Source organism: Massilia sp. (genome assembly GCF_046293535.1).
In the GTDB taxonomy this organism is placed as follows: domain Bacteria; phylum Pseudomonadota; class Gammaproteobacteria; order Burkholderiales; family Burkholderiaceae_D; genus Telluria.
Window position 1 is genome coordinate 53572 of the sequence record NZ_JBKBOV010000026.1, and the last position, 17920, is coordinate 71491.

General features: G+C 67.1%; 13 protein-coding genes. 5 read left to right on the forward strand and 8 right to left on the reverse strand.

The window, feature by feature from the left end:
* Window positions 1-71: 71 nt before the first annotated feature.
* From ACK4S9_RS14785 to ACK4S9_RS14795, 3 genes are all read right to left on the reverse strand, one after another.
* The gene (locus ACK4S9_RS14785) at window positions 72-1850 is read right to left on the reverse strand and encodes a DEAD/DEAH box helicase (protein WP_409726841.1); all 1779 of its coding nucleotides are present in this window, start codon (window positions 1848-1850) and stop codon (window positions 72-74) included.
* Between the two features lie 154 nt (window positions 1851-2004).
* The gene (locus ACK4S9_RS14790) at window positions 2005-3516 is read right to left on the reverse strand and encodes a tryptophan halogenase family protein (protein ID WP_409726843.1); all 1512 of its coding nucleotides are present in this window, start codon (window positions 3514-3516) and stop codon (window positions 2005-2007) included.
* 194 nt (window positions 3517-3710) lie between these two features.
* Window positions 3711-6626 carry a TonB-dependent receptor gene (locus ACK4S9_RS14795; RefSeq protein ID WP_409726845.1) on the reverse strand — a complete coding sequence of 972 codons (2916 nt, stop codon included), beginning with the start codon at window positions 6624-6626 and terminating at the stop codon, window positions 3711-3713.
* Between the two features lie 554 nt (window positions 6627-7180).
* On the opposite strand from ACK4S9_RS14795, the gene ACK4S9_RS14800 reads away from it, so the two are divergent.
* Complete coding sequence (locus ACK4S9_RS14800; protein ID WP_409726847.1) at window positions 7181-9043, forward strand: glycoside hydrolase family 13 protein; 1863 nt, start codon at window positions 7181-7183, stop codon at window positions 9041-9043.
* 16 nt (window positions 9044-9059) lie between these two features.
* On the opposite strand, the gene ACK4S9_RS14805 is transcribed toward ACK4S9_RS14800, so the two are convergent.
* From ACK4S9_RS14805 to ACK4S9_RS14820, 4 genes are all read right to left on the reverse strand, one after another.
* Window positions 9060-10049 carry a diacylglycerol/lipid kinase family protein gene (locus ACK4S9_RS14805; protein ID WP_409726849.1) on the reverse strand — a complete coding sequence of 330 codons (990 nt, stop codon included), beginning with the start codon at window positions 10047-10049 and terminating at the stop codon, window positions 9060-9062.
* 74 nt (window positions 10050-10123) lie between these two features.
* Entirely contained in the window at window positions 10124-10666 is a 543-nt protein-coding gene (locus ACK4S9_RS14810; RefSeq protein WP_409726851.1) for a GNAT family N-acetyltransferase, read from the reverse strand.
* Window positions 10663-11187: an N-acetyltransferase family protein gene (locus ACK4S9_RS14815; protein WP_409726853.1), complete on the reverse strand. Its 525-nt coding sequence runs from the start codon at window positions 11185-11187 to the stop codon at window positions 10663-10665. Before ACK4S9_RS14815 ends, ACK4S9_RS14810 begins: the two co-directional genes overlap by 4 nt.
* A 65-nt stretch (window positions 11188-11252) precedes the next feature.
* A complete protein-coding gene (locus tag ACK4S9_RS14820; RefSeq protein ID WP_409726855.1) occupies window positions 11253-12566 on the reverse strand; it encodes an amidohydrolase family protein in 1314 nt (437 codons plus the stop codon).
* Window positions 12567-12617: 51 nt separating this feature from the next.
* Between ACK4S9_RS14820 and ACK4S9_RS14825 the strand changes: the two genes are divergently transcribed.
* The 4 genes from ACK4S9_RS14825 to ACK4S9_RS14840 all read left to right on the forward strand — a co-directional run bounded on the left by ACK4S9_RS14825 (window position 12618) and on the right by ACK4S9_RS14840 (window position 17139).
* Window positions 12618-12770: a hypothetical protein gene (locus tag ACK4S9_RS14825; RefSeq protein ID WP_409726857.1), complete on the forward strand. Its 153-nt coding sequence runs from the start codon at window positions 12618-12620 to the stop codon at window positions 12768-12770.
* Window positions 12767-13501 (forward strand): phasin family protein, encoded by a 735-nt coding sequence (locus tag ACK4S9_RS14830; RefSeq protein ID WP_409726859.1) that lies wholly within the window; start codon window positions 12767-12769, stop codon window positions 13499-13501. The genes ACK4S9_RS14825 and ACK4S9_RS14830 overlap by 4 nt, the downstream gene beginning before the upstream one ends.
* Window positions 13502-13613: 112 nt before the next feature.
* On the forward strand, window positions 13614-15365 hold the full coding sequence (locus tag ACK4S9_RS14835; protein WP_409726861.1) for an ABC transporter ATP-binding protein: 1752 nt from the start codon (window positions 13614-13616) through the stop codon (window positions 15363-15365).
* Window positions 15355-17139 carry an ABC transporter ATP-binding protein gene (locus tag ACK4S9_RS14840; protein ID WP_409726863.1) on the forward strand — a complete coding sequence of 595 codons (1785 nt, stop codon included), beginning with the start codon at window positions 15355-15357 and terminating at the stop codon, window positions 17137-17139. Before ACK4S9_RS14835 ends, ACK4S9_RS14840 begins: the two co-directional genes overlap by 11 nt.
* On the opposite strand, the gene ACK4S9_RS14845 is transcribed toward ACK4S9_RS14840, so the two are convergent.
* Window positions 17112-17920: hypothetical protein (locus ACK4S9_RS14845; protein WP_409726865.1), on the reverse strand; the 809-nt coding region annotated here is incomplete at its 5' end. The two genes, ACK4S9_RS14840 and ACK4S9_RS14845, sit on opposite strands and share 28 nt — an antisense overlap.

Below are 17920 nucleotides of genomic sequence, written 5' to 3' on the forward strand. Positions count from 1 at the left end.
CCGGGGTGGGGGGGTTACTGCCGGCCACGCCCCTGAATCTTCCCGCCCACCCTACGAAAATCAAGAACGCGTCAGCCTTTACGGTGCGGCTTCTTGCCCGCATCCTTCTTGAAGAACTTCTTCTTCGGCGCCGTGACGATCGGCGCTTCCAGGCCGTCGCGCGTCATGTTCAGCTGTTGGCCGGCCACCCACACGGTCTTGAGGTGGTCGATCAGTTCCTGCGTCATGTCGTCCGGCAGGTCGATGGTGCTGTAGTCGTCGTAGATCTCGATGCGGCCCATGTACTTGGCCGGCATGTCGGCCTCGTTGGCGATGGCGCCGACGATGTTGCCCGGCTTGACGCCGTGCTGGTGGCCGACCTCGATGCGGAAGGTCGCCATGCCCGGCTCCGCCTCGCGCGCCACGCGCTCCTTCTTGAAGGCCGGTTCGCGCGGCTCGCGCACCGGACGCGCTGGACGATCCTCCCAGGCGCCCTGTTCGCGCGGTGCAAAGTCGTTACGGAACTGCTCCGGCTTCGGCTCGCGGTCCGGCTTCTCCAGCAGCAGCGGCTGGTCGCCGCGCGCCAGCTTGGCCAGGGCGGCGGCGATGTCCACCGCCGGCACGTTCTGCTCGCGCTCGTATTCCTCGATCAGCGCGCGGAACACCTCCAGCCCGCCTTCGGCCAGGGTGGCCGCGATCTGTTCCTTGAACTTGGCGATGCGCACGTCGTTCACCGCTTTCACGGTCGGCAGCTGCAGCGGCGCCACCGGCTGGCGGGTGGCGCGCTCGATCGCCTTGAGCAGTCCGCGCTCGCGCGGGGTGATGAACAGGATCGCCTCGCCGCTGCGGCCGGCGCGGCCGGTGCGGCCGATGCGGTGGGTGTAGCTCTCCGGATCCGAGGGCACGTCGTAGTTGACCACGTGGCTGATGCGCTCCACGTCGAGGCCGCGCGCGGCGACGTCGGTCGCCACCAGGATGTCGATCTTGCCGTTCTTGAGCTGTTCGATGGTGCGTTCGCGCGCCTGCTGGGCCATGTCGCCGTTGATGGCGACGGCCGCGAAGCCGCGCGCCTGCAGCTTGGTCGCCAGCTCTTCGGTGCCGAGCTTGGTGCGCGCAAAAACGATCATGCCGTCGAAAGGCTCGGCTTCCAGGATGCGGGTCAGCGCATCGAGTTTCTGCATGCCGGCCACCAGCCAGTAACGCTGGGTAATGTTGGCGGCGGTGCCGGTCTTGGCGGCCACCGTCACTTCGGCCGGGTCGCGCAGGTAGGTCTTGGCGATGCGCTTGATCGCCGGCGGCATGGTGGCCGAGAACAGCGTGGTCTGGCGCTCCGGCGGGGTCTGCTGCAGGATGTGTTCGACGTCGTCGATGAAGCCCATGCGCAGCATCTCGTCGGCTTCGTCCAGCACCAGGGTCTTCAGCTGGGACAGGTCCAGCGAGCCTTTCTCGATATGGTCGATCACGCGGCCGGGGGTGGCGACGACCACGTGCACGCCGCGGCGCAGGGCCGACAGCTGCGGCCCGTAGCTCTGGCCGCCGTAGATCGGCAGCACGTGGAAGCCCTTGATGTGGGCGGCGTAGCTCTGGAAGGCCTCGGCCACCTGGATCGCCAGCTCGCGGGTCGGCGCCAGCACCAGCGCCTGGGGCGTGGCCTGCTTGATGTCGATGCGCGACAGGATCGGGAGCGCGAAAGCGGCGGTCTTGCCGGTGCCGGTCTGGGCCTGCCCGAGGACGTCACGGTTGGCCAGCAGCAGCGGAATGGTCGCGGCCTGGATCGGCGAAGGCGTTTCGTAGCCGACGTCCTTCAACGCCTTGACTACGGGCGCGGAAAGATCGAGGTCGGCAAAGTTCGGGAGGGGGGTGTCAGACATGGCAAAGCTTTCAAAGTTGATACTAAAGCCGCAGTTTACTCTCTCGCGCAGCGAGGGCGGGCACTATTCGGAACGGGCTGTTTTTACCAGATGGTAAAAAACAGCGGCCCCATGCGCCTTCACGCATGGGGCCGCGAATGATACAGGGTATGCGCTACATTTTCTTGGCGGCGCACATCTTGGCGATGTAGTCGTTATGCGAAGGCATGACCTCGATGCACTTGGCGATCACCCCGCGCACGCTCTCGAGGTACTCGGCGATGTCTTCCTCGGACTGGGCGTCGGCCAGCGGATGGTAGCCGTCGATCGGCATGTTCTGCCCTTCGAAGACCTGGATCCAGCCGACTTCCGAGAACAGTTCGTTGTCGACGCGGACCACGCGGCCGTGCGAGCGGTACATGGCCATCTTGTGGCGCAGCGTGTCGGGAATGGCCATGTTCGCGCATTCTTTCCAGTACTCCGAATCGGTGCGCTGGTTCAAATGGTAGTGCAGGATGATGAAGTCGCGGATGCGCTCGTAGTCGAAGCGCGTCTGGCGGTTGTACTCGTCGCGGTCGACCGCGCTCCAGCCGCGGTCCGGGAAGAAGTCGAGCAGGCGCTGGATGCCGGACTGGATCAGGTGGATGCTGGTCGACTCGAGCGGCTCGAGGAAGCCGCTGGCCAGGCCCAGGGCCACCACGTTGCGGTTCCAGGCGAGTTTGCGCATGCCGGTCTGGAACTTGATGAGGCGTGGCGCGGCCAGCGCACGGCCATCCAGGTTGGCCAGCAAGGTAGCTGCGGCCTCGTCGTCGCTGATGAAGCGGCTGCAATACACGTGGCCGTTGCCGGTGCGGTGCTGCAGCGGGATGCGCCACTGCCAGCCCGACTTGTGCGCGGTCGACCGCGTGTACGGCGTGATAACCGGCGCCGATTCGCAGGGAACGGCCAGCGCGCGGTCGGCCGGCAGCCAGCGGGTCCAGTCCTCATAGCCGGTCTCCAGGGTCTGCTCGATCAGCAGGCCGCGGAAGCCCGAGCAGTCGATGAACAGCTCGCCCTCGACGCGGGTGCCGTTTTCCAGCTCGACCGCGTCGATGTGGCCGTCCGGCTCGCGCACCGTCGCGCGGGTAATCTTGCCTTCGATGCGCACCACGCCGCGCGCCTCCGACAGCTTGCGCAGGTATTTCGCGTACAGGCTGGCGTCGAAGTGGTAGGCGTGGGCGATGTCGCGCAGCGGCGAATTCGGGACGTCGAAGCGCGCCGGCATGAACTTGTTGGCTTTCGCCGCCATGCGCGTGATCGAGTATTCCTCGAGCGGCGCGGCCTTGCCGAGGCGGCGCATCTTCTGCCAGTACTGGTCGAAGGGCAGCGTGGCCAGGTCCTGGCCCAGGCGCCCGAAGCCGTGCATGTAGCGCTCGCCCAGCCTGCCCCAGTTGACGAACTCGATCCCCAGCTTGAAGCTGCCCTGGGTCTCGCGCATGAATTCGTTCTCGTCGATGCCGACCACGCGGTTGAAGCGCTGGATCATCGGGATGGTCGCTTCGCCGACGCCGACGATGCCGATTTCGTCCGACTCGACGAGGCGGATGTTGTAGCGGCCGTTGAGGATGGTCGACAGCGCCGCTGCGGTCATCCAGCCGGCGGTGCCGCCGCCGACGATGACGATGTCCTTGATTGGTTCAGTGTTCATGTACGTGCCCATGGGTTTTGTAGGGTGGGCGGGTCTCCCGCCCACGCGGCGATAGTTGCAGAGTGATATGCCGCGTAAATACTGGCGCCTGTTGAACGCGTGGGCGGGAAAACCCGCCCACCCTACGAAAAAAACAACCCCTGGCAGACATGAAGCCTGGCAGGGGTTGATACTGTACCGCAGTTCAGCTCAGCTTAGAACTTGTAGGTCGCACCGAAATGGTAGGTACGGCCGTAGTCGCGGCGGTTCGACGGATTCCGCTCGTCGGTGGTGAACTCCAGGAACGGCTCGTTGGTCCAGTTCTGCGCCTGGGCATACAGGCTCACGCCCTTCAGCCAGCCACTCTGGATTTCGTACGAGGCCTGCAGGTCGACGGTCGTCTCGCCCGAGATGAAGGTGAGCTGCGCGTTGTCCTGGAAGTCCGACACCTGGCCCAGGAAGCTGGAACGCTTGCGCGCTGCGGCGGCGATCTGGAAGCCGTTCTTCTCGTAGTACAGGCGCAGGTTGCTCACCTTGCGCGACAGGCCCGGCAGCGGGATGCTGGTCATGTCGCCGTTCACGTTGGCGAAGCCGCTTTCCGGCAGGTTCACGCTGCTCTTGGTGTCCGAGTGGTTGACCATCACGCCGAAACCGTCCAGGTACTGGGTCAGCATCGAGAACGGGATGTTCACGGCCAGCTCGAAGCCCTTCAGGCTGCCGCCGTCGCCGTTGACCGGCTGGTTCAGCAAACCGACCGTCGAACCGGCGTACGGACCGGTCAGCGGCAGCGGGGTGGTCGGCGTCACGAATGGCGCGTAGTCGAACACGCGCGGCACACGCAGGATGTAGGTATCCAGCTTCTTGTAGAACACGGCGGCGCTGACATAACCCTTGTTGCCGAAGTACTTTTCGTACGACAGGTCGAACGCCTTGGCACGGAAGGGCTCGAGTTTCGGGTTGCCGGAGCTGCCGGTCAGGATCGGCACGCCGGTGCTGGAGATGCCGAAGCCGCTGCCGGCGCGCAGGTCGTCCAGGTTGGCACGCGAGACCACCTTGGCCAGGCCGAGGCGCACCATCTGCTCGTTGTTCAGGTCGAAGCTCATGTTCAGGCTCGGCAGCACATCCCAGTAGCTCTCGCCGTCGCTGGTGCGCTGGGCCGGGCAGGTCGCCGCCGTGTTACCGGTGCAGCGGGAGCGGTCGACCACATAGCCACCGCCGCGCTGGTTGGTGTGGATCGCCTGTACACCGACGTTGCCGCGGTAGTTCAGGCCGAACAGTTCACCATCCAGGTCGCCCATGAGGTAGGCGGTATTGATGCGCTCGCTGACGTCCCAGTACTTGTTGTAGATGTCGGCGTCGACCTTCTGCGCCAGTTCGTAGACCGAACCGAGCGAGCCGCGCGGATCCCACGACAGCACATTGAAGCCCGACGAACCGGCCGCCGCGACGACCGCGCCCGGCATGGTCGCGGCCGCGTACGGACCTGCACCACCCTTGATGACCAGGCGGCCTTCGTCGCCGGTGCGCGCCTTGTCGCGCGAGGTGTGGTTGAAGCCGAAGCCGGCGGCAACCAGCGGACCCCATTCGATGTCGCGCTTGGCGGTCAGGCGCACGGCCTTGACGGTGTCTTCGACGTAAGGCTGGGCCAGGTAACCGGCCTGCGGCGAGGCTTCGCCGCCGGACCAGCCCATCACGTCGGTCAGGCGCGCGACGCTGGCGTCGGCATAGTTCGAGCCCGGCGTGTACTTCACCTCGGTGACGTTGGCGCCGTTGAAATTGGTGTAGCGCAGGGTGTCCTGGGCGCGGCCGGCGAGACCTGCGGTGGTCTCGTAGCGCGAAGCCAGCTTGGTGGCCTTGGACCAGGTCAGGTCGGCGCTGGTGGTCCAGTCGGCGACCTTCAGCTCGGTGTTCCAGCCGATGGTCTTGAGATCGTCTTCCGAACCTTCGGAGTGGTTACGCACCACGCCTTTCCAGTTGCTCAGGGTGCCGCTGGTGGCGACGCCGTTCGACACGGTCGCGGCGCTCAGCACGTGCGGCAGCTCGTAGGCGCCGCCGCCGTTGTAGGCCACGCCGCCTTCGAAGCCGGTCTTCTTCTGGCCGGTTTCGCCGGCCGAGTAGAACAGGTCGACGGTCGACTTGAAGTTCTTATTCGGACGGAACTGCAGCGAGGCGAAAGCGCCGTCGCGTTCCTGCGAATCGACCACGGTGTCGTAGCCGAAGCCGCCCGGGGTCTTGACCTTGCCACCGTTGAAGTCCATCTCCGCGGTGCCCCAGGAGTTGAAGGTGGTCTGGCCGCCGCCGGTCTCTTCGTAGCGGGTGAAGCCCACTGCCACGCCGATGGTGCGGTTCGCGAACTGGTCGATGTACGACAGGGTGGCGCGCTTGCCGTCGCCTTCCGGCAGGCCGTCCGGGTGCTTCACGCCCAGGCGGGTCTTCTTGTAGCTGACGGCGACGGTGCGCTTGCCGAAGTCCAGCGGCTGCACGGTGCGCAGGTCGATGGTCGAGGCCAGGCCCTGGCCGACCACGCTGGCGTCCGGGGTCTTGTAGATGACGATGGAACCCATCAGTTCGGCCGGGAACAGGTCGAACTCGGGCGAGCGCGCATTGCCGGTCGAGGCCATTTCGCGGCCGTTCAGCAGGGTGCCGTTGAAGCTCGGCGCCAGGCCGCGCACCGAGATGTCGGCGGCACGGCCCGTGCTGCGGCTGCGCTGGGCGGTCACGCCCGGCAGGCGCGAGATCGATTCGGCGACGCTCTGGTCCGGCAGCTTGCCGATGTCTTCGGCCGAAACGGCTTCGACGATCGAGGTGGAATTCTTCTTGATCGAAATCGCCGCTTCGATGCCGCGGCGGATACCGGTCACCTGCACGGTGGCGACGCCCGGCTGGACGGTCGCGGTCGCGCCCGCAGGCGTCGGCTCGGCGGCGGCGGCTGCCTGCTCGGCCGAATTCGGCTGGGTGGCGACGCTCGACGTGGCGCTGGTGGTCGTGGTGGTGTTGTCCTGCGCGGTCGATTGCGCATAGGCGCTGCCCGCGAACACGGACAGGAAGACTGCGCAGCCGGCAGCAACCGGGCTCAGCTGGAATGCAAGGCGGGCCGGCTCACCAGCGCGCTTGGTTGCGAAGATATTCATTTGTCCCCTCAATAAAGACACAATAATTTTTTCCCGAAACTACAGCGCGACAGGCAGCTGCACGCCAGCCTCAAGCAAACGTTTAACAACGTTCTGCCACGGATTCTGTATTAAAACTAGATGCACTGTCAACGGGAGTTGCTTGTTACTACGATAATGGCATGTTTTTCTGAAAATCGGCAGCACAGCACGGATTTTCCGTTGTATTTGGGCTACAAGAACACATACAGACAACTGTAGTCGGACTACAAACGCCCAGTATTGTGGCAAAGCGGCCTGAAGATGCACCAAGTCAGTGCGCACTTGGGAAGATGGAGCTTATCAAAACAAAGAAATTCTTTACAGAAAGTAATCTTGCTGCGTGAAATCTGTACTTTGACTAGATTCTGAACTGGCAATTCATTTGTACGCTGTAGTCGCTTCATAGTATTCTCGCCGCAACATAACCATGCGCGGCAGTTCTCCTTCCTCCTGTTTCGACGGCAAGCTGTAGTCCGACTACGCCGGCCTATTCGAGCTGCATACAGATGGCGATGGAGAGGCCCACCATACTCATGAGACACTTCTTCGTCACCCTGCTGATCGGCAGCGCCGCCCTGACCTCTTTCGCCGCCCAGGCCCAATCGCCTGTGATTTCCCACATGGAGCCGCCGTTCTGGTGGACCGGCATGCAGCACAAGGGACTGCAGCTGATGGTGCATGGCGAGCGCATCGCCGAACTCGAACCCTCGCTCGCCTATCCGGGCGTGCGCATCGCCTCGGTCACCCGGGTACCGAGCAGGAACTACCTGTTCATCGACCTGGAGATCGGCCAGGACGCGCGGCCGGGCAAGTTCGACATCGTGTTCAAGGGCGCGGGCCGCCAGGCCAGCTACGCCTACCAGTTGCTGGCGCGCGAGCCCGGCTCGGCCCAGCGCCAGGGCTTCGACAGCCGCGATGCGATCTACCAGGTGATGCCGGACCGCTTCGCCAACGGCAATCCAGCCAACGACAGCACGCCGGACACGCTGGAGAAGGCGAACCGCGCGAACGGCTCGGGGCGCCACGGCGGCGACATCCAGGGCATCATCGACCGCCTCGACTACATCCAGGGCATGGGCTTCACCCAGCTGTGGCCGACGCCGCTGGTCGAGAACGACATGCCGGCCTATTCCTACCACGGCTACGCCGCCACCGACCATTACCGCATCGATCCGCGCTACGGCAGCAACGAGGACTTCCGCCGCCTGTCGAAAGAGGCGAAAAAGCGCGGCATCGGCCTGATCCAGGACGTGGTGCTGTCGCACATCGGCAGTTCGCACTGGTGGATGAAGGACCTGCCGACCCCGGACTGGATCAACTACGGCGGCAAGTTCGTCCCGACCCAGCACCACCGCGTCGCCGTGCAGGACCCGTACGCTTCGAAGGAAGACGCCGACAACTTCACGCGCGGCTGGTTCGTCGAGACCATGCCCGACCTGAACCAGTCGAACCCGCTGGTGGCGAACTACCTCATCCAGAACAACATCTGGTGGATCGAGTATGCCGGGTTGTCCGGGCTGCGGATCGATACCTTCGGCTATTCGGACGGCGCCTTCCTGAGTGAATACACGCGGCGCCTGATGGCCGAATATCCGAAGCTGAACATGGTCGGCGAGGAATGGAGCAAGCTGGTGCCGGTGGTGGCGCGCTGGCAGCGCGGCAAGGAGAACTTCGACGGCTACCGCGCCTCGACCCCGAGCCTGATGGACTTCCCGCTGGCGGAGGCCGTTCGAACCGCACTGGCCGACAAGCGCGGCGGCAACGTCTTCACCAACGTGTACGAAACGCTGTCGCTCGACTACCTGTACCCGGAGCCGGGCAACCTGGTGCTGTTCGAGGCGAACCACGACGTCTCGCGCATCTGGAGCGAACTGGGCGAAGACTTCGACCGCTACCGGATGATGATGGTGTTCCTGATGACCATGCCGCGCATCCCGCAGCTCTACACGGGCGACGAGATCCTGATGACCAGCGCCACCGGCGAGCGCGACGACGCCAGCTACCGGCGCGACTTCCCCGGCGGCTGGGCCGGCGACCGGGTCGACGCCTTCACCGGCCGGGGCCTCACGGCGCAGCAGCGCGCGGCCCAGCAGCTGGTGCGCAAGCTGGCCAACTGGCGCAAGGACCAGCCGGTCATCCACCGCGGCAAGCTGATGCACTACGGGCCGCGCGACAACACCTGGGTCTATTTCCGCTACGACGACAAGAAGAAGGTGCTGGTCGCCTTCAACAACAACCCGAAGGAAATGGTGCTCGATACCGGGCGCTTCCACGAGATGCTGGCCGGCGTGCAAGGCGGCGTGGACGTCCTGAGCGGCAAGCGCGTCGAACTGGGCAAGGAGCTGCGCCTGCCGGCCGGGGCCAGCCTGCTGCTGGAACTGGACGCGGCGCGATGAAATGCGGCGCCGGGGCTCAGGCGGCTTCGGCCTCGCCGGGATCCGGCCGCGCTTCCTTGCGCGACGGCCCATGCGTCATCAGGAGCAGCCGCCCTTCCAGCACCCGGAACTCGAGCGGCATCGCCATCTGCTCCACTTCGCCGTCGGCCGCGACCTTCATGCGCTTGCGGCCGTAGACCGAGGGCGTGCGCACCAGCAGGCGCTTGAAGGCGAAGGCTTCGACCTCGTCGTCGTCGCCGAGGCGCCCGAGCATGCCGCGCACCAGCAGGCGCAGCAGGCCCAGCTTGCCCATCGGCCGCGGCGCGATGCCGACCAGTTGCCCATCCTCCACCGCCTCGATCAGGCCGTCGCGCATCCCGACCTGCTCCAGCTGCAGGCGATTATTCCCTACGAACAAGGTCGTCGTGCGCAGGCGGCGCTCCTTGCCGTCGAGCTCGAGCGTGATGCGCAGGTGCCGGTGCGGACGCAGCGCCATCTTGATGGCCGAAAAGAATGCGACGACGCGGCTGCGCCCGTAGTGGCGCTTGTCGTGCTCGCGCTCCTCGAGCAGTTTCGGGTACAGGCCGACGCTGGCGTTGACGAGGAAGATCTTGTTGTTGAGCAGGCCCACCTGCACCGGTTGCATCCTGGCCCGCAGCAGCGCGTACACGGCCTCGGCCAGGTCTTCGGGAATGCCGTGGGTGCGGCCGAAATAATTGAAAGTTCCTTGCGGCAAGACGCCGAAGGGGCAAGCCGCCAATACCGCTTCATGCGCCACCGTGTTGATGGTGCCGTCGCCGCCCGCGGCTACCAGGATGCCGCCCTCTGCGCTGGCGCGCGCCGCCATGCTGCGCGCCTTCTCGGCCAGCTCGGCCGGATCGTCGACCAGTTCCAACGTACAACTGCGGCCGGCGGAGGCCAGTACCTTCTCGATGGTCGAGCGCCGGACCTCGGTCTCGGAGTGGCCGGAGCCGGCGTTCAGGACGATGAAAAACGGCGCATCGGGGCGTGGCTCGGTGATCGGCATCGACGGTTCGCTTGATCGGTTGGTGGAGGATGTGCAGGCAATCCTACCACCACCGTCCCGCCGCACAAGGTGCGCTAACGCGCTTCCGCCAGGTCGATCCGGTACAGGTTCAGCTCGGGCTCGCCCGCCACCACGGCACGCGTGCCGACGAAGCGCATTCCCAGCCTGAGCAGCAGCGCGATCGAGGCGGCATTGCCCGCCGTGGTGATGGCCGCCAGCCGCGCGAGGCCGAGCGTGCGCGCATGCGCGACCACGGCCCGGGCGGCCTCGAAGGCATAGCCCTGGCCGCGGTGGCGCGGCAGGAAGGCGTAGCCGAGGTCGACGTCTTCCAGGGCGTCGCGCTTGACCAGGCCGGACACGCCGACCGGCACCGCCTCGCCGCCTTGCGCGAGCCGCTCGACCAGGTACATGGAATGGCCGCGCGCGCGCTGCATCGCCACCGGACCGTCCTCGATCGATTTCGCCGCGGCCTCGAGGGTGCGCACGCCGCGGTCGCCGATATGCGCGATGAAGTCGGGGTCGTTGAACAGCGCCAGGAACAGGGCGGCGTCGCCCGGCTCCGCCAGGCGCAGGCGCAGGCGGTCGGTGCGCAGGACCTCTGCTGGATGCTGCTTCACGCGTCCGCCGTCGGCCAGTGGTCGGGGTCCTGCAGCAGCTGGTACATGACGTAGGCGTCCACGTAGCCGAGGCGCTTGTGGCGGTAGGCCTTGGGCAGGGTGCCGACGATCGAGAAGCCGAGCTTTTTCCACAGCCGGACGGCGACGGTATTGGTGCTCACGACATAGTTGAACTGCATGGCGAGATAGCCCTGGGCGCGCGCCTCGCGCAGGCTATGCTCGCCGAGCAGGCGCCCGACGCCGGCTCCCTGCGCCGAGGGGTTGACCATGTAGGACGCGTTGGCCACGTGGTGGCCGCGCCCGGCCTGGTTCGGCATCAGGCGGTACATGCCGAGCACGCGCGCCCCGCTGGTCGCAACAAAAGACGCCACCTCGGGGCCGAGCCAATAGGCGTGACCCGCCTCGCGCGGGGTGGCGGTGGTGAAGGGATAGGTTTCGCCGGCCGCGACGTGGGCACAGAAGATGCTCCACATCGCATCGAAATCTTGCTCGCCGGCGGGGCGGATCTGGATGTCTTTCACGGCTGTCGGAAGCGTATTGACCGAACTTGAAAGCGTTCTATTCTAGCTTCAAATTGTCAGCACGTTCACGAATCGTGCGCAGGTTTTCGATCTTGTTTCGCGCCCTGCTGCGGCATCCTGAAATCGGTGGCGGCCGGCCGTCCGGGCAGGTGCAGGCTCACGCGGGCGGACGGCGCCTCGGCCACCACGGCGCCGCGCCGCAGCACCAGGCGCCGCGCCGCGCGCAGGCGGATGGCCTCGATCGTGGAGCCGGCGTCCAGCAGCACCAGGTCGGCCCAGCAGCCCGGCGCCAGCCCGTAACCCTCGAGGCCGAGGATGCGCGCCGGGGTTTCGGTCACCGCCAGGAAGCACTGGTGCATCGCTTCCACCCCGGTCATCTGCGCCACGTGCAATCCCATGTGCGCCACTTCCAGCATGTCGCCGGAACCCATGCCATACCAGGGATCGAGCACGCAGTCGTGCCCGAAGGCGACGTCGACGCCGGCCGCCAGCAGCTCGGGCACCCGGGTCATGCCGCGCCGCTTCGGGTAGGTGTCGTGGCGGCCCTGCAGGGTGATGTTGATGAGCGGGTTGGCGATCGCCGCGACGCCGCTTTCCGCGATCAGGGGCAGCAGCTTGCTCACATAATAGTTGTCCATCGAATGCATCGAGGTCAGGTGCGAACCGGCCACCAGGCCCTGCATGCCGAGGCGCCGGGTTTCGGACGCCAGGGTCTCGATGTGGCGCGACATCGGGTCGTCGGTCTCGTCGCAATGCATGTCCACGCGCCGGTCCTGCTGCGCCGCGTACTCGCACAGCAGGCGGATCGATTCCGCGCCGTCCGCCATGGTGCGCTCGAAGTGCGGGATGCCGCCGACCACGTCGACGCCCATCGCGATGGCGCGTTTCAGGTTGTCGAAGGCCCCTGGGCTGCGCAGCAACCCGTCCTGGGGAAAGGCGACCAGTTGCAGGTCGAGGTAGGGCGCCACCTGCTTTTTCACCTCCAGCAGCGCCTCGACGGCCAGCAGGCGGTCGTCGCAGACGTCGACGTGGGTACGGATCGCCAGCAGGCCGCGCGCCACCGCCCAGTCGCAGTAGCGCAGGGCGCGCTCGACGATCGCCTCCTGCGCCAGTTGGGGCTTGAGCTCTCCCCACAGGCGGATCCCTTCCAGCAGGGTGCCGCTGCGGTTCACCCGCGGCATCCCGTAGCTGAGGGTCGAGTCCATGTGGAAGTGCGCATCCACGAAGGGCGGGCTGACCAGGTCGCCGCAGGCGTCGATCTCGCGCGCGCCCTGCGCACCCAGGCGCTTTTCCACGGCCACGATGCGTTCGCCATTGATGCCGATGTCGATGCCGCGGCTGCCGTCCGGCAGGGTGGCGTTGCGAATCACAAGATCCATGCGCGCTCCTCCTTTTGTCTCCCCGATTGTAACCATTTCCCGGCAGATCGCATGATGGAGCAAAGTCTGCGTGAGCAGATAATGCTGCAACGCAAGATTTCTATAACCAAAGAACAGAATAAGTGGTTTGCAACGCCGGCCATTCATGGATACACTAGTTATATTGCAGTGCGCCATAAAATGACTGACAAGGAAATCTCATGACTTCAATCAGCGACCAGTTTTCCGCAGTACGCAAGGCCCAGTTCGAAGCACAGTTCGATTTCTTCAATTCCCTCGCCACCCAGACCCTCGAGAGCGCCAGCCGCGTGGCCGCCCTCAACATGGCGGTCTCGCGCGACGCCGTCCAGCGTTCGCTGGGCGCTTCTTTCGCACTGATGAACTCGCGCGATCCGCGCGATGTGCTCAGCCTCGGTGGCCAGGCCGAGGAAGGGTTCCGTAACCTGTTCGCCTATGGCCGCGAGTTGCTCGGCATCGCCGCCGGCGTGCGCCCGTACGCGGTGCGTCCGCAGGCGCTCGGCCTGTCGCCACAGGCGATCGAGACCGTGGAAGTGGTCGAGCGCAGCGTCGCCGACGTCCAGGCCGCATCGGCCGCTGCCGTCGAATCCGCCGTCGAGGCTGCCGTGCAAGCTCCCCCCGTGGTACAGGACGCGCACCCGGTGTCCGCTTTCGCTCCCGCGGCCGAACCGGTCGTCGTGGCCGAAGCCCAAGCCGCGCCCGACGCAGTGACCGAAGCAGTGACCGAAGCGCTGGCCGCCGAGCCGGTTCCGGTGGGCGAGCCGAAAGCCATCGCCAAGGCGGTCGGCAAGGGCGCCGCGCACGCGGGCGCCGTGCCCCATCCGGCAGCGGCACCTGTGGCCGAACTCGCTACTGACGAAGGCAAGGAAGCACCCAAGCTGGTCTCGGCGCCGGCGCCGTCCAAGCGCAAGAAATAAACTTGCGGCACGGACGCCGCTGCGTCCGATTGGCAAAACGACTACACTAGCGGGCTTCGGCCCGCTTTTGTTGTTGGCGCAAGCGGACCGCATCAATCTTCAAGGAATCTGCATGAGTCTCGCAAGGCTGATCGGCGGCTTCGTCCGCCGGCATTGGCATGCCTATGTCTCCTCGGCCTTCATGCTGGCCGGCGTCGCCATCTGCACGGTATTGATTCCGCGCAAGGTCGGCGCCCTGGTGGACGGCCTGGCCGCCCAGAGCCTCGACCAGGACGCGCTGCTGCTCGGACTGGCCCAGCTGCTCGGCCTGGGCGTGGCCATCTATGTGCTGCGGGTCGGCTGGCGCATCCGCCTCTATTCGGCCGCCTACAACCTCGGCGTCGAGCTGCGCACGCGCCTGTACGCGCGCCTGGCCGCGCAAGGGCCGGGCTTCTACCAGCGCCAGCGCACCGGCGACCTGATGGCGCTGGCCACCAACGACATCGACGCCATCGAGATGGCGGCCGGGGAAGCGATGCTGGCCGGCTTCGACGGCACCCTGACCCTGGTCATGGTGCTGGGCATCATGACCCTCGGCGTCGACCCGCGCCTGGCCGGCGTCGCCCTGCTCCCCTTCCCGCTGATGGCCTTCGCGTTCTGGCGCATCTCGCGCCAGGTGCACACGGCGGAAGCCGATGCGCTCAAGCGCTTCTCGGCGCTCAACGACCACGTGCAGGAATCGCTGTCCGGCGTGCGCACCCTGCGCGCCCTCGGCCTGGAAGCCAGGAGCGCCACCCAGTTCAGCGAACTGGCGGGCAATGCGGCCGACGCCAGCCTGAGTGCCCAGCGCTGGGAAGCGGCCTACGAACCGGCGGTCGGCCTGACCCTGACGGCGGCCACCGGCCTGACCCTGGGTCTGGGCGGCTACCTGGTCTGGAACGGCGAACTGACGGTGGGCGCGCTCACCAGCTTCTCGATGTACCTGGGCCAGCTGATCTGGCCGATGTTCGCGGCCGGCTGGGTGCTGTCGCTGATCGAGCGCGGACGCGCCGGCCTGGCGCGCCTGCAGCCGCTGCTGGACGCGCCGCTCACGGTCGAAGACAGCGGCACGCTCGACCAGGTGGGCCGCGGCCCCTTGGTACTCGAGGGTGTCGGCTTCGCCTACGGGGAGGCCGGGCGCCCTGCCCTCGACGGGGTCTCCGTCCGGGTCGAGCCGGGCCAGACCCTGGGCCTGGTCGGCCCGACCGGCGCCGGCAAGTCGACCCTGCTGCGGGTGCTGCTGCGCCAGGCCACGCCGCAGCGCGGCAGCGTCACCTGGGCCGGCCATCCGCTCGCCGCCTACCGGCTGGACGCGCTGCGCGCGGCGATGAGCTGGGTGCCGCAGGAATCCTTCCTGTTCTCGAGCACGATCGCCGAGAACATCGCCCTGGCCCGCCCCGGCGCCTCGCGCGCCGAGATCGAGGATGCGGCCAGGATGGCCTCGATCCACGACGACATCCTGCGCTTCCCCTACGGCTACGACACGCCGGTGGGCGAAAAAGGCATCACCCTGTCGGGCGGCCAGCGCCAGCGCGTGGCGATTGCGCGCGCCCTGCTGGCCGACAGCGCGCTGCTGCTGCTCGACGACGCCTTGTCCGCGGTGGATACCGGCACCGAAACGCGGATCCTGGAACACCTCGATGAACTGCGTGCGGCCAGGCCCGAACGCGCCGCCATCATCGCCAGCCACCGGCTGTCGGCGGTGGCCGGCGCCGACCGCATCGTGGTGCTGCGCGAGGGCCGGGTTCTCGAATCCGGCACCCACGACGAGCTGCTGCGTCTGGACGGCTGGTATGCCAGCCAGTGGCGCTATCAACAACTGGAGGCCAGCATCGATGCAGAGTGATACCACCGCGGTCCCGATGCGCGCGCAGACCGCGCAGGCCGCCGGCCTGCTGCGCCGCGCCGCCGCGCCCGAGCGCCGCCACCTGGTCTGGGCCACCTTCTGGCTGGTCATCGCCGCCGCCCTCGAAGTGCTCGGCCCCCTGCTCGGCAAGGCCCTGATCGACGACCACCTCCTGACCCGCAACCTGGACTGGACCCGCATGTCGCTGCTGCTCGGCGGCCTGGTGCTCACCGGCTGGGCCTCGTCCTGGATCCGCTACCTGCAGCTGATCCGCCTGTCGGGCCTGGCGATGCGCTCGGTGCGGCGCCTGCGCGAATGGGTCTACGGCCACGTGCTGCGCCTGCCGATGGCTTTTTTCGACCGCGCCATGACCGGCCAACTGGTGAGCCGCGTGACCAACGACACCGAGGCGGTCAAGACCCTCTACATCCAGGTGCTGTTCGTGATGCTCGATTCGAGCATCGTGCTGGTCGGGACCCTGATCGCGATGGCCTGGCTCGACTGGCGCCTGATGCTGGTGGTGCTGGCCCTGGTGCCGGCGGTGGTCGGCATCGTCTGGCTCTACCAGCGCCTGTCGGCGCCGGCCGTCACCCGCGCCCGCGCCCTGCGCAGCGACATCAACGGCCAGATGGCGGAGTCCATCGGCGGCATGAGCGTCCTGCAGGCCAGCAATGCCCAGGGGCGCTTCGGCGAGCGCTTCCTGCACACGAACAAGGCGCACCGCAAGGCGCGCCTGGCCGAGCTGAAGGCCAATGCCTTCCTGCTGCGCCCGGCCCTCGACCTGCTCAACGTGGTGCTGCTCACCATCGTGATCTTCGGCTTCGGCCAGCGCCAGATGAACGCGGTGGAAGTGGGCGTGCTGTACGCCTTCATCAGCTACATCGCGCGGGTGGTCGAGCCGCTGATCCAGATCACCATGCAGTTCAGCGGCCTGCAGCAGGCGGTGGTCGCCACCGCGCGCGTCTCCAGCCTGCTCGACGAGACCGGGGCGGCCGAGCATGCGCTTGGACGCATCGGCAACGAGGCGGCCTTCGATCCGCAGGCGCCGGCGGTGCGCGTGCGCGACGTGAACTTCGCTTACGTGGAGGGCCAGCGCGTCCTGCACGAGCTCTCGCTCGACATCCCGCAGGGCGCCTTCTTCGGCATCGTCGGGCATACCGGCAGCGGCAAGTCGACCCTGCTCTCGCTGCTGCTGCGCTACTACACGGCGGACGAAGGGAGCATCGAGATCGGCGGCCTGCCGCTGGCCTCGATCGGCAACGAGCGCTTCCGCAACGAGGTCGGCCTGGTGCCCCAGGATCCCTTCGTCCTGGCCGCCACGGCGCGCGAGAACATCGACATGGGGCGCGGCCTTTCCTTGGCCCGCATCGAAGCGGCGGCGCGCGCGGCCCACGCGCACGGCTTCATCGCTGCGCTGGAACAGGGCTACGACACCCAGCTGGGCGAAGGCGGATCGCGCCTGTCCTCGGGCCAGAAGCAGCTGCTGGCGATCGCGCGCGCGCTGGCGGGCGAGCCGCGCATCCTGCTGCTGGACGAAGCGACGTCGCGCATCGACAGCGCCACCGAGCAGATCGTGCAGGAAGCGCTGGAGGAACTGCGCGGCAAGGTGACCATCGTCGCGATCGCGCACCGGCTGTCGACCATCCGCGCCGCCGACCGCATCATCGTGCTGAACCACGGCCGCATCACCGAGGCCGGTGCGCACGAGGACCTGATGCGCATCGAGGGCGGGCTGTACCAGCGCCTCTACCTGCTGCAGCAGATCGCGCTGTAGGGTGGTCGGCTCAGCCGACCACCCAAACGTGCAAACAGGCCGTAGCGCGGCGCCGGCACCCGGCGCCGCGCGTCGCGCCGCCTGATCTCGTCCACGACCTGGTTCGCCAGCCGGTCGAGCGCCGCGAAATGCGCGCCCAGGCCCTGCTGCAGGGCCGCCGGGACGCTGGCGGCGCACCAGCCCAGCATCATGCACAGCTCCAGGGTGCGCGGCGCGCCCGGCCCGCAGTCGGCGCCCAGGCGGCAGGCGACCAGCGCCCCTCCGAAAGGAACGCCGCGCGCGGTCGAATCCTGTTCGTCGCGCGCCGGCACCCGCTCATGGAAGACCGGGGCCACCAGCGAGGCGATGACATCCGGATTGCCCTGCTCGAAGGCGGCCAGCAGCATGCGCGCGCGGCCTTCCTGGCCGTCCGCGGCGAGGTAGTCGAACATGCTGCCGTACAGCGGATCGGTGGACAGCCGGAGATCGCGGGCGGCGTCCAGTTCGCGCTCGGCGTCCTCCAGGCCCTCCGGGGTGAAGTCGCAGCGCCGCCGCAATTCCTCGGCGGCGGCGCGGCGCGGCGCCGCCAAGGCGGGCAGGACCTGTTCGAGGGCGCGGCGGCAGGTTTCGAGCACGTTGGTCGCGTAGAAATAGGCGCCGCTGCCGGGTTTGCGCATGGCTTCGTAGAAGAACACGCGCAGGTTGGGCGCCTGCACGAAGCGGGCGTGCATGTCGCGCCACGACGCCGGCGCCTGCCCGGCCGCCGGAGCCGGCGCGCCAGGGGCGTGCGCGACAGGCGGCG

Coding starts and splice junctions, on each gene's coding strand:
- ACK4S9_RS14785 (WP_409726841.1), bottom strand. CDS start 1,850: ATGTCTGACACCCCCCTCCCGAACTTTGCCGACCTCGATCTTTCCGCG.
- ACK4S9_RS14790 (WP_409726843.1), bottom strand. CDS start 3,516: ATGAACACTGAACCAATCAAGGACATCGTCATCGTCGGCGGCGGCACC.
- ACK4S9_RS14795 (WP_409726845.1), bottom strand. CDS start 6,626: ATGAATATCTTCGCAACCAAGCGCGCTGGTGAGCCGGCCCGCCTTGCA.
- ACK4S9_RS14800 (WP_409726847.1), top strand. CDS start 7,181: ATGAGACACTTCTTCGTCACCCTGCTGATCGGCAGCGCCGCCCTGACC.
- ACK4S9_RS14805 (WP_409726849.1), bottom strand. CDS start 10,049: ATGCCGATCACCGAGCCACGCCCCGATGCGCCGTTTTTCATCGTCCTG.
- ACK4S9_RS14820 (WP_409726855.1), bottom strand. CDS start 12,566: ATGGATCTTGTGATTCGCAACGCCACCCTGCCGGACGGCAGCCGCGGC.
- ACK4S9_RS14825 (WP_409726857.1), top strand. CDS start 12,618: ATGATGGAGCAAAGTCTGCGTGAGCAGATAATGCTGCAACGCAAGATT.
- ACK4S9_RS14830 (WP_409726859.1), top strand. CDS start 12,767: ATGACTTCAATCAGCGACCAGTTTTCCGCAGTACGCAAGGCCCAGTTC.
- ACK4S9_RS14835 (WP_409726861.1), top strand. CDS start 13,614: ATGAGTCTCGCAAGGCTGATCGGCGGCTTCGTCCGCCGGCATTGGCAT.
- ACK4S9_RS14840 (WP_409726863.1), top strand. CDS start 15,355: ATGCAGAGTGATACCACCGCGGTCCCGATGCGCGCGCAGACCGCGCAG.